Below are 15953 nucleotides of genomic sequence, written 5' to 3'. Positions count from 1 at the left end.
TCCACGTTCGGTAGGGTTTCGGGCTCATGAGGTCGTGTTCGACCAGGACAGGACGTTCTCGGGCGGGCAAGGACTCGTCGGGCCGCGTCGGCGGCGGCTAACCGGCGTCGTCGAACAACCCCACCGACCCGCCCAGACCGGCTCTTGGTGTTGGTGAGTGTGGTGGCCGGAGTGTTGCGAGGTGAAGGATGCGATGAATCGCGCTGGTTCAACCGTGCCGGACTTGGCTGCACTTGGCTGCCGGCATCCCCGGCGCCTGGGAGTGGGTCCATCTGCCACGCCACTTGGCGGTCTGCTACGCCACTTCGGGGTTAACAGCGCCGGTTAACCGTCTGCTGAAGGGCCCGCAGGTATGCAGCAGAACGTTAAGTGGCGTTGTTAACGTCCAACCGGCCAAGCAGACGCCCCGGCCCGTGTCATGTCTCAGGGCATCGGCGACACTTCTGCCGCAGCCCCGCCACAACCACACCACACCCCCAAACCGGAAGAGCCCCGTATCCAGAAGGCCGGGGGCGCCCACTCGTCGTCGGTCGACGCGGGGCAGTGCGGGACTTAGATGAGCCGGTAGCCGACGCCGCGGACGGTTTCCAGCCGGTCCTTGCCGAACTTGCTTCGCAGGTAGGAGACGTACACGTCCACCACGTTCGAGCCGGGGTCGAAATCCAGTCCCCACACATTCGCCAGCAGTTGCTCGCGGCTGAGCACCTGCCTGGGATGCCGAATGAACATCTCGGCGAGCGCGAACTCCCGGGCCGACAGGTCCACCCACCGCCCGTCCACGCGTACTCGGCGCGTGTGGATGTCCAGTGCGAGCCCCTTGTGCTCCACAATGCCCGGCTCGGTCGGAGCCGCATCCTGGTTGCGCAGCCGCAATCGTATCCGGGCGACGAGTTCGTCGAAGGAGAAGGGCTTGGGCAGGTAGTCGTCGGCGCCGCCCTCGAGCCCGGCCACCCGATCGGCCACCGAGGAACGGGCGGTGAGCATGATGACCGGCGTGGTCACTCCCTGCCCGCGCAGCCGCTCGAGTACTTCGAAGCCGTCAATGTCCGGCAGACCCACATCCAGCAGGATGATGTCGGCATCTCCGAGCAGGGCCATCTCTACGGCATCCGCGCCGTTGTCGACGACCTTGGGCACGAAACCGGCGGCCTTGAGCCCTTTGGTCAGGAATGAGGTGATGCGCTGCTCATCTTCCACTATGAGTACGGTGGTCATTGTTCGTCCGATTCCTTCTGCTGCACCGACCGTGTCTGGTCAACGGTCTTCAGGGGGATGCACAGCGTGAACACCGATCCTCTACCAACCTCGGAGGATATTGCGAGTCGGCCACTGTGTGCCTCAGTGATAGTCTCCACGATACTCAGGCCGAGGCCGGCTCCGGCGGCGTGGCGAGTGGCCTCAGCAGTACGGGCGAATCTGAGCCGGATGCGTTCCACATCCTCCGGCGCGATGCCGATGCCCTCGTCCTCGACCCAGAGGAACAGTTCGGCCCCGTTGATCTCGGAGCCGAGCGCAACCCGGGAGTCCGCATCGGAGTACTTCACGGCGTTCGCGGCGAGCTGCAGCCAGGCCTGGGTGATGCGCGCCGGATCGAGTGCGGTCGTCCCGTTGGCGCAGCTTCCCAACTGCCAGTCCCGGTCCCCCAGGGCACAGGCCTTGTCGAACACCTGCAAGGTCAGCGCTTCGATGTCAGTGGGCTCGGGGGTGACGAAGTCGCTCTGAGAGCTGCGGGCAAGATCCAGCAGATCGCCCACGAGTGTGCTCATCCGGTCCAGCTCATCCAGGGCCAGTTCGGAGGTCTGCCGCACGTCGTCGGGGTCGTCGGGATCTACGAGCTCCAGGTGCCCGCGCACCACCGTGATCGGGGTGCGCAGCTCGTGCCCGACGTCGTCGAGCAGTTCTCGCTGGGCCTCCACCGCCCGCTGCACCCGGTCCAACATGCGATTGACCGCTGCCGCCAGCGCGGACAGGTCGTCGCGGCCGCGGACCCGCACCCGGGTGGTCAGGTCGCGCTCATCAATGGACTCGGTGGCGTTGCGCAGCTCCCAGATGGGGCGCAGCAGCCGTCCGATGCCGAGCCACGCCAGTGCCGCCACCAGCATCACGGTCACAGTGGCAGCAGATGCGTACATGCGCATGGTGCGCCACACGACGGCCTCGGCGGCGTCCAGATCGACCACCTGCGCCAGGGCCGTCGTCGTGGTCCCGTCCGTAACCGGCACGGTCAGCACCCGGTAGCGGCCGCGGTTGGTGTCAATAGTGATGATTGTGGAGATGCGCGCATCCGCCGTGGCCAGCAGCCGCTCCACCAGTTGGGGATCGTTCTCCGGATGCAGGCCGATTCCTTCGGCCGACACCCACTGCACGGCGCCGTCGACGATGCCGAGCTGCCCCTCCCCGGATCCCAGGACGGAACGCTCCATGTACACGCGCAGCGTCTGGGCCGGGTCGGTCAACGGCTCCCCGGTGGCCGGATCGATGCCGACATCCGCCAGGCGCCGCAATTCCTGACGGGTGAGCACGAGCCGATCGTCGATGTCGGCGTGGGTGGAGCGCAGGTCCAGCATCCATACGGCGGCGCCGGAGGTCGCCAGAGCTACCAAGGCGACCAGGATGATCGTCCAGATGATCCGGGTGCGGATGGTCGCCCGGGAGAACGGGTTGGTGACCTTCACGCGGCCATTGTGCCCGTCGCGGCCTTGTTCTTGCTCCCGGTTCGGGTCCCACTCGCGTTCCGCGCCGGGGGCGCGTCCGGTGCCGGGGGATGACGCATACATTTATTCTCCCAAGGTGCGTGATTGCCAGGCCCGCCCGGGTGCGGCCGCCAGCTGCATGGACTCGCGGGTCCAGTCGGGCAGCCATGCCGGTGCGCCGGGGCGGAAGGCGTGCACGAAGCTGAGTCGCAGCCGGGACGCCAGGTAGTAGACCGACAGGCGGTGCTCAGACGCGAGTTCCTGGCTCAACTCGTCCAGGAGCTGAGCGATGTGCGTGTGTGCCGTCGAAGCGAGCCGCCCCTGGGTGTGCATGAGGTCCACGTGGGCGGCCAGGTTACCCAGGTCGAGTGCTGGTTCGGCCAGCGCGGCGGTGTCCAGGTCAAGCAGTGACAGGGTCGCACCGTCCCACAGCAGTTGGCCGTCGTGCAGGTCCCGGTGCGCCGCGGCCAGTGGGTCGCCAGGTTCCCGCAGCAGACCGGCAACCACGTCTACGGCCGTGCCGAGTCCCTCCGGCGTTCCGAGTACGTCGCTCATGCCCAGGTCAAGCGCTCGGCGGTGCCAGCGCAGCAGCACCGCCGCCTCATCGGCTCCGGTGTGCTCCGGCAGCGATTCGGGTCGGACGACTCCGGGCCACAACTGCGCGAACCGTTCCCAGCCGGGTAGTCCCGCATCCCCCAGATCATGCAGGGACTGGCCGGGCAGCAGCTCCAGATCCACTCTTGCGGAGGAGCGGTCCAGAACCTCGGCGGTGCGCAGGCCCGCCCGCAGGAACGGGTGCGACACCCGCAGGTCGGCCAGTTTCGCGGCTCGGCCGGCACGTACCAGTTTGTGCACTCGGTCCGTTCCGATGACGACGGCTCTGCGTCCTGCCCGGTGGACCACCAGCTCCCCCTCCGCCTGTGGGCTCACCAATCGCGGGGATAGTTCGGGCAGAGCCGGATCCTGGGCGTAGGCGAGTATCTGTACTTCTCCGGCGGCGTCGATCCTCCCGGCCCGCAGCTGCCCGGAGGAGTCCCTGCGCTCGAAGACCAGGCCCCGGTCCTTGTCCGGCCAGGCGCGTACCCACCCGGTCGCCTCCTGGAGGGCGGCCACCGCGGGCGTCGGGCTCTCGGGAGGTGTCGTGGTGCGGGGGTGTTGTGCATCGTTGTTGTTCATGACGCCTCCCGTGACTGTAAGCAGCCGCAGCTTCCTATGGACTGCAGTCTGACACGCCCGGACGGCGCGTCCAGCAGGGCCTCGATAAGGTCGATGTCGGCGGCAATTCGACGACGCCAATGGGGATCGCCGTGACGCAGCGGCTCCTGGAGACGTTCCAGCCGGGACCGGGCGACCGCCTGCCGCAGCTGCTGGTCGGTCGGAACCCGGCCGCCGGCCCCGGCGTAGCCCTCCAACAGGGCGGGGGCGGCGTCAGGGCCGGACGCGGCCAGGTAGGAGCCCAGATCGACGGCGCTGGGCGCCAGCCGGGCCCGGTCGAAGTCGGTCCACCAGATCTCGCCGGTACGCCGGTCGACCAGTACCTGGTCGGGGGAGGCATCCCCGTGGATGAGTACCGGTTCTCCTTCAGTCGCAAGCGGCATGAGTTCACCGAGCCGGAAAACCCGAGCGGCGAGCATCGGGTCCAGGTGGTTGAGTATGCGGGTGTGAGCCAAGGCCGGGTTCTCTCCGCCCGACACGGTGTGCTCCAGGTTCTCACGCAGTCTGCGGGGCAGTTCAGCGGCGGCGGCGTGCAGGGCCGCCAGGGCGGCGCCGGCGCGGGCGGTGGCTGTCGGATCGTGGTGGCGGTTCAGGTCGCTGTCGCCGACGAAACGCTGGATGCTGACGTGCTCGGTGTCCGCCGCATCCGGGACTTCCAGTTGCGGCGGCACTGGCACGTACCCGGAGGCGAAGTCCTGCAGGGCTAGGATCCTCTGCTGGTCGGCCGTGGTGACGCGCACCACACCTTCGGAGGTGCGGGCCACCAGGCGGCGCAGCGGGTTGTACCGCAGCAGATTCCCCTCCAGGGCTCCCAGGAGATCGGCGTCGCGGGCGCTGGCGATGCGCTTGATGAGTGTCGGATCGGTGGCCACCTCGCCGGTCTGGACCAGCAGGCCATCGCTGGTGTCCCTTTCGTGGGTGCGTAGTCCCAGAGCTGCGGCTCGGCGGGCGGCCTTGGCGGCTTTCTTGCGGCTGACCGGCCACAGCAGCCTGGCCCAGCCGGCGCTGCGTCCGGTGTCGGCCCGAAGCAGGGATACCGTTATCGACACTCCCGGTTTGATGCGCAGCCGTGCCGCCCGTACCGGCGCCTCCACGAGCTCACTTAGCCGGTCGGGTGCGAGAATCGCATCGACGGCGCTGCGTGTGCTAGTGACGTACATGAGTATTCCTGTTCGTGTCATCGGGGTTGTTGCCGGCCCGGTGGTTGTTCTCCGGGGCGGGTTCCCGCTTGGTGGTGGTCATTAGCTTGCGCTGGGCGGCGCCGGCGGCGGCCCAGGTCTGGAACAGGGGTGACTCCTCAAGCAGCTGCTGTGGGGACCCGTCCAGTTGGACACGGCCGTCCTCGATCCATACCACCCGGTCTGAGCGCAGGGCGACTTCGGAGTCGTGGGTGACCGCCAGCAGGGTGCGGCCGCGCGAGAGCCGTTCGACGGCGTCCAGGACCAGGTTCGATGATGTCGGGTCCAATCCGGTGGTCGCCTCGTCCAGGATGACGACGGGCGCATCGCGCAGCAGCGCCCGCACGATGGCCACGCGTTGGCGCTGGCCGCCGGAGAGCGTGCCGCCGCGTTCACCGACGATCGTGTCGTAGCCGTCAGGAAGGGCGGAGATGAACTCGTGCGCTCCGGCTGCCAGCGCGGCGGCCTCCACCTCGGCGTCGGTCGCCTCGGGCCGGCCCATACGGATGTTGTCACGCACTGATGCGGCGAACAGGACCGCCTCCTGGTGCAGAACTGATATATGCGAGCGCAGTTCGGTCAGATCCAGGCTGGTGAGGTTGTTGCCGTCCAGACACACTCTGCCGTCAACCGGGTCGATTGCGCGCACCAACAGCGAGGTCAGGGTGGATTTGCCCGATCCGGAGGGGCCGATGATGGCCACATGCTCACCGGCCCTGATCTGCAGATTCACGCCGTGCAGGATCTCGTGGCCATCGTATTCGGTGACCACATTCTCGAAGGTCAAGGAGCCGCGCACGTGCCCGAGTGGTACGGGATCGACGGGGGAGACGATGTCGGGGCGCACATCCATGAGGTTGGCCACCCGCTCCCCGGAGGCGGCCGCCCGGGCGATGCGGCCGGTGTACTTGGCCATGTCGCGCAGCGGCTTCATGGTGGTGCGCAGGTAGGTGTTGAACAGGACCAGGTCGCCGGGCGTCATCCCGCCGGCCAGTACCCGCAGGCCCCCGCCCACCAGCACTACCGCCGAGGCCAGGCCTACGATCACGTCCGTGGTGCGTTCCAGCCGCGCCGCCAGGCGCAGGGAGCGCACACCGGCGTGCAGCGAGGTCTGGTTGGCGTTGACGAAGCGGTCTTCGACGATCGGCTCCAGCCCGTATGCCTGCACCACCTTGATGGTGCTGAGTGCCTCCTGGGCCGTGTTGGCCAGTTTCCCCTCGGACTTGCGGGTGCGGCGCGCGGCGGAGGTGATCTGCTTGGAACTTCCCGAGGAGGTCAGGAAGAACAGCACGATCGCCGCGACCACCACCAGTGACAACAACGGGTCCAGCCAAACCATCACCCCGAGCATGACCGTCAGGGTGAGCACGTTGGCCGCCAGCGGGAGCCCGGCGGTCACCGCGACGTCCTGCATGCGGGCGACGTCCGAGACGAGCCGCTGCACCGTGTCGGCACTGCGGTTGTGGGAGTGGAACTGCTGGGAGAGCGTCTGCACATGGTGGAAGGCGCGGCGGCGCAGTGAGATGGCGGTGCGGGAGCCCGCCAGGGCGAAGGAGACAGTGGCCAGGTAGTTGCACAGCGCTCGCATGGCGACGATCACGACGAGCGCCGCCCCCAGCCCGAGCAGTCGCATCAGACTGGCGGGCGCATAACCGGTGTTGGCGCCCAGGGATGACAGCACCGAGTCGATGACGATCTTCATGGGCCACGGTTCGACGACTCGGAAGACCACCTCGGCCAGCAGGGCGAACGTGCCTCCGGCAACCAGCTTGGCCTGCGGGCGCAGGTCGGGGGCGACCAGCCGCAGGGTGCGACTCAGCGCGGAACGACTCATCCGGGGCTCAGACATGCTGCACCTCCGCCTGGTTGAGGATCTGGGCGACGACGGCGTCCCACCCGTGATGCTTCTCCGCCCGGCGGCGCCCCAGCGCGCCGCGGCGGGCGCGCAGCTGCGGAGTTACAGAGAGGGCGTCCAGGGCGCTGGCCAGGGCGGCCGGGTCGGATGGGGGCACCAGCACCCCGATACCGTCGAGCAGCCGGGGCAATTGGCCGACGGCGGAGGCAACCACCGGTAGTCCGGCCGCCAGATACTCCAGCACCTTCAACGGTGAGAAGTACTGCTCCTCCTCTCCGCCAAGGTCCGGGTAAGGGGCCACGCCGATGGCGCTTCCCGCCAGCGCTCCCGGCACCTCCTGCGGGGCCAGTGCTCCGCGGAAGTCCACGTTCAGGCCGAGTTCATCGGCCTGGCGGTGCAGAGCGTCCCGCTCCGGTCCGTCCCCAATGATGCGCAGGCTCCAGTTCTCCCGGGCCAGGGCGGCGGCCTGCAGCAGATCCGCCACGCCGTGCCAGGGCTTGAGCGTGCCCACGAAGGTGACGATGACGCCGTCGGGATCCTCCGGGAAGGGGGTGAGGCGGTGGAGGTTGACGCCGTTGGGGATGGTGACGGCGCGGGGCGCTTCGACGTGACTGCACACCCAGCGGCGCACCGGCTCGGACACGCACACGGTGGTGCGGGCAGCCCGCACCTGGGCACGCAGAGCCGCCAGTGCCCGCGCCTCATCGACAAGGCTGCGGTGGCGGCGCTGCTCGTCGATCAGTGGGGAGTTGACCTCCAACACCCCGGGGATGCCGGCTTCGGCCAGGGTGGCCAGGGCGGTCGAGAACAGCGAGTAGCGCTCGTAGATCAGGTCGGCGCCGGCCTCTGCCACCAAGGCCGCCAGGGCGGCGGCGGCCTCCGCCTGGGCGCGCTCGCGGGAGGCGGTGTCGGTAGCCTCGACCCGGACGATGCTGACGGGCAGGTCGGTCAGATCCGGTGGCACCAGGCTGCCGCGACGCACGGCGTATACGGTCACCTCGTGGCCGGCGTGGCGCAGTGCACGCACCACCTCTTGAACGTGAACGGATGCGCCTTTGGAGCCGAAGACCGGCACACCCGGATCGGCGCAGATGTAGGCGATACGCATCAGCGAACCTCCTCAAGCTCGGGGTCGGACTGCCAGGCGGACAGGGCCGCCGCCTGGGTGCGGGAGTCGAAGTCCCGCTCGATCAGGGCGCGGGCGTTACGGGCCAACGGCGCCGGGTCGACGGTTCCCTCCGCCAGCTCCCGCAGGGCGCGGGCAAGTGCCTGCGGGTCGCTGTGCGGCAGTAGGATTCCGGTATCGCCGTCGCGAACCACCTCCGGCAGCCCGGATACCTCGGTGGCGATCACGGGGGTGCCGCAGGCCATGGACTCCAGGACCACGGTGGGCAGGCCGTCGATATTGCCGTCCTCAGCGGGCTTGCAGGGGGCGGCGAACACCTGGGCGTGGCCCAGCAGCGCGCGGACCTCCTCCTGTGTGAGCGGGCCCAGCAGGTTGACGCGGTCACCCAGGCCCAGGGCGGTGATGCGCCCGGCCAGGTTGTCGCGCTCCTCGCCCTCACCGGCGATGTCCAACACGACCGGCACCCCGGCCTCGGTCAGAATGCCGACGGCGTCGATCAGGTCGTCGAATCCCTTCTTGACCACCAGGCGACCCACGGCCGCAATGTGCAGGGGGCCGGTGGCCGGTGCGGGTGGACGGAACGGGAAGCGGTCGAGTTCGAGGGCGTTGTAGCGCAATTCGACGCGTGCGCCGGTACCGGCCAACAGCGAGTGCAGGTTGCGTTCGTTGTAGCGGCTGATGGCTATCACGCGGTCGGCGTCGGCGCAGATGCGGCGCAGCCACAGCTGGTCGACGGACTCGTGGTAGATGTCCTTGGCGTGGGTGGTGACGGTGTAGGGGATGCCACTCAGGCGGGAGGCGATCCAGGCGGTGCGGCCCGCCAGGGAGGCGAAGTGGGCGTGCAAGTGGGTTATGCCCGCTTCACGGGCGCTGTATGCCAGAGCCGCCCCCTGGGCGACCTCATCGCCGGGCAGATCGGCCACGGCGGGCAGGATCTCCGCCAGATTGGCACGCATGTCCGGCTCCTTGAGGGAACCGGCCAGCAGCCCCCACATGTCGATGGCGCGGCGCGGCCGCGGCACCCAGTTCACCTGCGCCCTGATGCGGGCGATCTCCGGGTGGAAGCGGGAGTCGGTGGTGGGGCGCAGAGCGTAGATGGTCAGGTCGTCGCCCAGCGCCTCGCGGGCGAGCATCTCGGTGACCACGAAGGTCTCCGAGAAGCGGGGGTAGACCTTGAGAATGTAGCCGATGCGAGTCATGAGGCCATCTCCTTGAGGGCAGGTACTGAATCGAGTTGGTCGTGTAGCAGGGCGGCGGCCTGGCGGGCGGCCTCGGGCAGGCCGTCGGTGTTCAGCCCGGTGCGGGGCATGCGCCGGCCCACCGCGTGAGCGGTCCAGTCGGACAGGATTCCGGGCGTGAGCTCGTCGGCCCGCACGTAGTCGACGGCGCCGACGGCTTGAAGGGCCCGGGCCCGGATGAGTTGTTCGCGGCGCGGCTGCTCACGGGGGACGATCAGGGCGGGAGTGGGGGTGGCCAGGATCTCGCAGGCGGTGTTGTAGCCGCCCATGGCCACCACTGCCGAGGCCCGTTCGATCCACCGGCTCAGCCCGGGCAGCGAGCGGTGCACCTCGGTGTTCGGTCCGGCTGCCGCCACTACCGCGTCGTAGCCGGTCTCGTCCAGTTGCGGTCCGGTTACCAGTACGTGCTTGTGGCCGGGGGGCGGAGTCATGCGGGAGGCGCTGCGCAGGAGTTCGAAGCCGTCGGAGCCGCCGCCGGCGGTGGTAAGGACGAACGGTTCGGCAATCTCGCAGCGGCCGCGGTCCAGCATGCTGCGGCCATTGGCCAGGTAGCCGGTGAACACGGCGCGGTCGCGCAGCGACGCGGGTACCTCGCCGGTGGCGACTGGATCGTGGACGGCGGGGTCACCGTAGACCCAGACCTCGTCAATGATGTTGCGCAGATTGTTCGGGGTGTCCAGGTTGTTCCATTCGGCGGTGGCCACCTCCGGCGCGTCCAGCACTTCACGCAGCCCGAGGACGATACGAGTGTTGGGGTAGACCGCACGCAGGTGCCGCAGCGGGGCCCGCAGTTCCTTGCGTACGCCGTAGATATGGCGGTCGACGATCACCAGGTGGGGCGCGAAGCGCTGCAGTGCGGAGGCGACCAGCCCGGAGCGCAGTGTCGCCAGTGAGTTGGGGGTGCCGCGCAGGCCGCGGGGTCGGTAACCGCCGGGTGCCTTGGTGAAGCCCGGCAGCACCAGCCAGTCGAAGCCCGCGGGCAGGGAGAATCCGGGTGAGGGGGATACACCGGCTACCAAAAGACCGGTGACCGAAGCGCCTGTCAGCGCGGGTAGTTCAGCGGCGATTCGGTGCGCGAGCGCCAGATTGCGCCGCAGGTGTCCGAGCCCCTGGGAATCATGGCTGTAGAACACGACTCGTAGAGAACGCGGGGAGGCGGGCCGCGCCAGAGCCTGTGTGGGGGCCGACGTCGAGGCCGGCGCCAGGGCGGGCGCCGTAGGGAGCGGCGTCGGTGCGGGACCCAGTCCTAGATCTGTCGGGGCCGGTTCGGATCCGGGGCGTGGCAGGTCCAGGGTCTGTGACAAGGGATGTAAGCGAATCATGAGGCGTCTTCTTTCCGGTCGCCGGGTGGCGACTTCCCTATCAGACTCCTGCATGGCTGAAAGGTGGCGATGAGACGACGATGAGAGTTTTCTAAGACGCGGGAGGGCGCCCGAGTCCATGCTCAGACGCCCTCCCGGATTCCCACCGGTGACTGCTCTCCGCCCGGTGCGGGCCGGGCGGAGAGCCGCCTGCGGTGGTCAGATGATGAACGGGGCAATGAGGAATCCCAGTGCCACGCACACGATGATGGCGACGGTGCCGGGCACCACGAAGGGGTGGTTGAGCACCATCTTGCCCACCCGGGTGGAGCCGGTGTCGTCCATCTCCATGGCCGCAACTGTGGTGGGGTAGTTGGGCAGCAGGTAGTAGTTCGCCACGGCCGGGTAGGAGGCAACCAGCGCGGTGCCCGGTAGGCCCAGGGCCACCATGAGCGGCATGAATGCGCGCGTGGTGGCGGCGTGGGAGAACATCAGCGGTGCGGCGAAGTAGAAGAAGACCGCCACCAGCCAGGGCGCGGCCTGGAACGGGCCGGACAGGGCGCTGGAGATGGTCTCCTCGTAGTGGTCGACGAAGGCGTTGCCGAGCCAGGCCAGGCCGAGGATGCATACGGCGGCGGTCATGCCGGCGCGGAAGGTGTCCTGGACGGCGATCTGCGAGGTCGGCTTTTTCGCCACGGCGCAGATCACGGCCGCCGTGGCCAGCATGATGGTCATGATCGCCGGGGTCGATCCCATCGGCGGGTCGGACATGATCTTCAGCTCGGGGGAGGACACGGTGGCATAGGTGACCACCAGGATGAGGGCGATCAGGAAGATGATGAGGCTCGGCACGGCGCTGGGAGCCGCCTGGTAGTCGGCGGCGGTAGCGGCGGAGGGCTTGACCAGGCCCTTGGCCTTACGCTCGATGTATACCGGGTCGTCCTTGAGTTCGGAGCCCTGGAAGTAGGCGACTGCGGCGCCGACCATGCAGCCGATGAAGGTGGTGGGGATGACAATGGCCAGGCACTGCAGATAGCCGATGCTCAGCGGTTCCACGGCGACGACCAGGGCCACCATGGCCGCGGAGATGGGGGAGGCGGCCACACCGACCTGTGAGGACACCACGGCGATGGACAGTGGACGCGAGGGGCGGATGCCGTGCCCCTTGGCGACGTCCACGATGACGGGGATGACGGAGTAGGCGGTGTGTCCGGTGCCGCACAGCAGCGACATCAGATAGGTGACGATCGGCGCGAGGAACACGATCTGCTTGGGGTGGCGGCGTAGTAGCACCTCGGTCAGGTGGACCAGGTGGTCCATGGCTCCGGCGAGTTGCAGAGCCGCCACCGTGCAGATCACCGACATGATGATGCCGATGACCTCCCAGGGTGCGGCTTCGGCGGAGGTGTGTACGCCAGTCAGTACCAGCACCAGGATGCCGGCGCCGCCGGCGAGGCCGATACCGACACCTCCCATGCGGGCACCGATGATTATGAACAGCAAGACGACGGCCAGGTGGAACCAGATCATCGTCGATCTCCTTTCGGGATGGAGGCCGGCGCTACCGTCGACCCGTATCCCCGGGCTGTTCCTGACCTGTGGCCCGCCGGCCGGGGTAGGGACTGCGGACAGGACGTCTCTCGGGTAGGAAGGAAGACGACAGTCTGTTGTGATCGTAGCCATAATTTGCCTTTGTCGGGGCGTTTTTCGGGTATCCGGATGACCTGACTTTTGATCGTCGGTGACGCTTCGACCTCGCTGTGCAGCGTGTGAAAGTCGGTTTCGGCGGCTGGGGCGTGGCAGTATGGACACGCCCGTGCGCAAGCGGCGCGCGGAACGAACCGGAGGAGTGCGCGTGGATAGCGACAACGTGGAGGGGCGCCTGTGACCGACAGCAGTGCGCGTCCCCTGCGCATCGGGATCATGGGTGGCACCTTTGATCCGATCCACCACGGCCACCTCGTGGCCGCCTCCGAGGTGCAGCACGTCTTCAAGCTTGACGAGGTCATCTTCGTACCCACCTGGGCGCAGCCCTTCAAGAAGGATCGTCGGGTCTCGCCGGCCGAGCACCGCTACCTCATGACGGTGATCGCGACAGCCTCCAATCCGCGCTTCACGGTGTCCCGGGTGGATATCGATCGGGGTGGCACGACCTTCACGATTGATACGCTCCATGACATCATGGCGGAGTATCCCGGTGCTGAGCTGTACTTCATCACGGGTGCCGATGCGCTCGCTCAGATCCTCACCTGGAAGGACAACCAGGAGATCCTGGCCTTGGCGCATATGGTTGGTGTGACCCGTCCGGGTCATGTACTCACGGATACGGGCCTGCCCGCGGAGAAGATCTCGCTGGTGGAGGTGCCTGCCATGGCGATCTCCTCCACCGATTGCCGCGACCGGGTCGGCCGGGGTGGTCCCGTCTGGTACCTCGTCCCCGACGGGGTGGTCCAGTACATCCGTAAATACGGTCTTTACCGCGTGCCCGAGCGTTCGGCGTCGACGACGTCGATGACCGCGCATGTCGCGCGTGAGCAGTCCCTGAGGAAGGAGAGCGACGGTGAGTGAGAACACCGACGTAAACCAGCCCGACTCCGGTTCGGCGGATGGCGGATCGCGCCGCAGCCGTCGAGCCATGCGGGAGGCGGAGCGCGCCGCAGAGCGCGAAGCCATCCTGACCGGGCAGCAACCGCTGCTCACCCGCAGGGAGATGCGGCGTCTGCGTGAGGAGGCCGAGGCGCTGCAGCGGGCGCTGGAGGCAGGGGAGATCACCGCGGAGCAGGCCCGCGCCCTTCAGGATCCGCTTGCCGACCAGCCCGTCATCGACGCGCCCGCGCCTGAGGCCACCGGTCATCACGCCGCCGAGACCCCGTCGTCCGGCGTGTCCACCGAGCAGACGACGGCGGCGCCTCCGGCCACCGTCGCGAGTCCGGCGGAACCGGCTGCTGACTCTCCGGTCTCGGCGCCTGCTGATGAAGCTCCGGCGGAACCGGCCGCTGACTCTCCTGACTCGGCGCCCGCTGATGAAGTTCCGGCGGAACCGGCCGCGGCGCCTGTGCCCATTGGTACAGGTGCTTCCTCCCCGGGGACAGCGCCCGAATTCGCCTCTTCACAGGCTGCGGGTACTGGGCTGACTGATGCGCAGAAGGAGGAGATCTCCAGTCTGCCCACGGGTGTGCTGGAAGCCGTGGATGCCCCGATTGTGGACTCGACTCCGGTAGCGCCGAGTTCGGCCCCGAGGCGTCGTTCTCTCAGGGATCGGCTCGCCGCTGATGAGGAGGTGCAGTCTCCTGCCGAGGGCGCTGTGGGACAGCGTTCCGGACTGTCGCATGTGGAGACCGCCTCCGCCCACACCGATCCCACCGCCAGTGGTGAGACCTACATGGATGAGACCTCCACTTTGGAGGCGGCCGTGTCCGCCCACTCGCCTCAGGAGCCGGAGCAGGCCGCTTCGACGCCGCCGGCGCGCCGCCCGATCGTGCGCATCCCCGCGGCCGCTCAGGGAGTGCGCACGGTAGACATCGACACCGGTGAATTGAGTTCTGTTCAGCCCGTGATCCAGCCGGATGCCACGCTGCAGGTCTCCCAGGCGCAGTCGGTCGCGGACGAAGTGGAGGAGTCGGATACGGTCGATGCCGAGGCGGAGGACGCGGTCGAGCGGACGGATACCGCTGCCGAGGCCACGGAGGCCACGGAGGCGGATGCCGAGGTCTACGACGGAATCGACAATCCCCAGTGGCGCGCTCTGACCGGGGCGGACTCCGCCGAGACCGATACGGCCGGTCAGGCGGACCAGGATTCAGCCGGGAGGGCCGTTGCCGGCTCGCTGAGTTCGTACCGGGATGCGGCAGGAAGTGAGCCGGCCCAGACGGTTCCCGCCTCTAAGGGTGGTTCGCGCGTGGGCCGTACTCTGTTGATCATCCTGCTGGCCGTTGTCCTGGCGCTGGTTGTGCTCGCCGTGGTGTGGTTCTTGATGAAGAACGGCATTATCGGTTCCTTGCCGCAGGCCTTCGACAACTGGACGCCGTTGCGGGTCTAGTCCATCCGATCCGGTGGTTACGTAGGCTTGGCCACACTCGGTCGCATGTGTGTTCAGGGCCGCAGGTCGGCACGTAGAGTTGCTGGTCGATGCCGATGCACCAACAGGAGGAGCGCTGTGCCCGCTACTGAACACGCCGTCGACTTGGCCGCTGTCGCGGCTGGCGCTGCCATCGAGAAGCAGGCGGATAACGCCATCGCGGTCGACGTGTCTGAGCGCCTGCCCTTCGCGGACGTCTTCCTGATCGTCTCAGCTGCCAGTGAGCGCCGAGCCCGCGCGGTCGTGGAGGCCGTCGAGGAGGCGATGTTCAAGGCGGGCGCCAAAGCACGGTCCCGGGAGGGTCTTGAGGAGGCTCGCTGGGTACTTCTGGATTTCGGCGACGTGGTGGTGCACGTGTTCCAGGCGGAGGACCGGGAGTACTACGGACTCGAGCGCCTTTGGAAGGACTGCCCGCTGGTGGAGCTTCCCGCCATTGAGCCGGTCGGCACCCAGGGTTGAGACCGGCCGAGGAACTGGGGCGCTGAAATGGCTTCCAGACTGGTCCTGTGGCGGCATGGCCAGACCGACTACAACGCCGGGATGCGAGTGCAGGGGCGCATCGACATCCCCTTGAACGCCGCAGGCCGCGAGCAGGCCCGCTCCGCCGCCTCGGGGCTCGCCCGCCTGGAGCCGGTGCGGATCGTCTCCTCGCCGCTGTCGCGGGCCCGGGAGACCGCGCGCGCACTGGCCGAGTTGACCGGCGTCGACGTAGAGCTTGACGAGGGCCTGCTTGAGCGGTCCTTCGGAAGGTGGGAGGGGCTGTCCCGAAAGGATATGGAGAGCGGTTGGCCCGATGCCTATGCCGCTTGGCGTCGAGGGGAGGAGCCGGCCGACGTCGGCGTGGAGACGCGGCGGGCGACCTCGCTGCGTGTCGGCGGTACGCTTCGGCGCATGGTGGAGGAAACGGTGCCGTCTGCCGCGGACGGGGCCGTGGTTGTCGTCTCCCATGGCTCTGCGATCACGCTTGGCGTGATGCACCTGTTGGGACTGGAGCCTTCCGCCTGGTTTGGTATACGCGGTCTGGACAACTGTCACCACGGGGTGCTGATGCCGGGCGAGCGGGGACCCGGTTGGATGCTCACCGAATGGAACGTTCCGTGAGCGGGTGCCCGACGGGAGGGCTCCGGGTGAGGCACTGCACGTCGTTTTGATTTGCCCGAGACACGGCTGACTTCGTAGAGTTTGGTCGTTGCCCGCAGGGGTGACGCCCACGAGGGGCTATGGCGCAGTTGGTAGCGCGCTTCCATGGCATGGAAGAGGTCGGGGGTT

Annotated in this window: 13 protein-coding genes; 4 read left to right on the top strand and 9 right to left on the bottom strand. The window is 68.1% G+C overall.

Features of this window, described 5'->3' with window-relative positions:
- Positions 1-552 precede the first annotated feature (552 nt).
- From Q4A20_RS02525 to Q4A20_RS02485, 9 genes are all read right to left on the bottom strand, one after another.
- Positions 553-1215 carry a response regulator transcription factor gene (locus tag Q4A20_RS02525; RefSeq protein ID WP_303119901.1) on the bottom strand — a complete coding sequence of 221 codons (663 nt, stop codon included), beginning with the start codon at positions 1213-1215 and terminating at the stop codon, positions 553-555.
- A complete protein-coding gene (locus Q4A20_RS02520; protein WP_303119898.1) occupies positions 1212-2777 on the bottom strand; it encodes a cell wall metabolism sensor histidine kinase WalK in 1566 nt (521 codons plus the stop codon). The genes Q4A20_RS02525 and Q4A20_RS02520 overlap by 4 nt, the downstream gene beginning before the upstream one ends.
- Positions 2778-3869: a serine kinase gene (locus tag Q4A20_RS02515; RefSeq protein ID WP_303119896.1), complete on the bottom strand. Its 1092-nt coding sequence runs from the start codon at positions 3867-3869 to the stop codon at positions 2778-2780. It lies immediately after the preceding gene.
- Positions 3866-5068: a phosphotransferase family protein gene (locus Q4A20_RS02510; RefSeq protein WP_303119894.1), complete on the bottom strand. Its 1203-nt coding sequence runs from the start codon at positions 5066-5068 to the stop codon at positions 3866-3868. Before Q4A20_RS02510 ends, Q4A20_RS02515 begins: the two co-directional genes overlap by 4 nt.
- On the bottom strand, positions 5055-6935 hold the full coding sequence (locus Q4A20_RS02505) for an ABC transporter ATP-binding protein (protein ID WP_303119892.1): 1881 nt from the start codon (positions 6933-6935) through the stop codon (positions 5055-5057). The genes Q4A20_RS02510 and Q4A20_RS02505 overlap by 14 nt, the downstream gene beginning before the upstream one ends.
- Positions 6928-8049, bottom strand: a complete 1122-nt coding sequence (locus Q4A20_RS02500; RefSeq protein ID WP_303119889.1) for a glycosyltransferase family 4 protein — start codon at positions 8047-8049, stop codon at positions 6928-6930. The genes Q4A20_RS02505 and Q4A20_RS02500 overlap by 8 nt, the downstream gene beginning before the upstream one ends.
- The gene (locus Q4A20_RS02495; RefSeq protein ID WP_303119886.1) at positions 8049-9266 is read right to left on the bottom strand and encodes a glycosyltransferase; all 1218 of its coding nucleotides are present in this window, start codon (positions 9264-9266) and stop codon (positions 8049-8051) included. The genes Q4A20_RS02500 and Q4A20_RS02495 overlap by 1 nt, the downstream gene beginning before the upstream one ends.
- Entirely contained in the window at positions 9263-10438 is a 1176-nt protein-coding gene (locus tag Q4A20_RS02490) for a glycosyltransferase family protein (RefSeq protein WP_303119884.1), read from the bottom strand. Before Q4A20_RS02490 ends, Q4A20_RS02495 begins: the two co-directional genes overlap by 4 nt.
- A gap of 387 nt (positions 10439-10825) precedes the next feature.
- Positions 10826-12136, bottom strand: a complete 1311-nt coding sequence (locus Q4A20_RS02485; RefSeq protein WP_303119881.1) for an anaerobic C4-dicarboxylate transporter family protein — start codon at positions 12134-12136, stop codon at positions 10826-10828.
- A 354-nt stretch (positions 12137-12490) separates the two neighbouring features.
- Between Q4A20_RS02485 and nadD the strand changes: the two genes are divergently transcribed.
- The 4 genes from nadD (at position 12491) to Q4A20_RS02465 (ending at position 15785) form a co-directional block, all read left to right on the top strand.
- The gene (gene nadD, locus Q4A20_RS02480) at positions 12491-13174 is read left to right on the top strand and encodes a nicotinate-nucleotide adenylyltransferase (protein WP_303119878.1); all 684 of its coding nucleotides are present in this window, start codon (positions 12491-12493) and stop codon (positions 13172-13174) included.
- Entirely contained in the window at positions 13167-14645 is a 1479-nt protein-coding gene (locus Q4A20_RS02475; protein WP_303119874.1) for a hypothetical protein, read from the top strand. Before nadD ends, Q4A20_RS02475 begins: the two co-directional genes overlap by 8 nt.
- Before the next feature lie 117 nt (positions 14646-14762).
- Complete coding sequence (gene rsfS, locus Q4A20_RS02470) at positions 14763-15143, top strand: ribosome silencing factor (protein ID WP_303119871.1); 381 nt, start codon at positions 14763-14765, stop codon at positions 15141-15143.
- Between the two features lie 27 nt (positions 15144-15170).
- Positions 15171-15785 (top strand): histidine phosphatase family protein, encoded by a 615-nt coding sequence (locus Q4A20_RS02465; RefSeq protein ID WP_303119868.1) that lies wholly within the window; start codon positions 15171-15173, stop codon positions 15783-15785.
- Positions 15786-15953: the final 168 nt, after the last annotated feature.

The sequence above is a fragment of the Actinomyces sp. genome (assembly GCF_030530635.1).
Taxonomy (GTDB): Bacteria; Actinomycetota; Actinomycetes; order Actinomycetales; family Actinomycetaceae; genus Actinomyces.
This window is presented reverse-complemented; position numbering and strand designations above follow the sequence as displayed.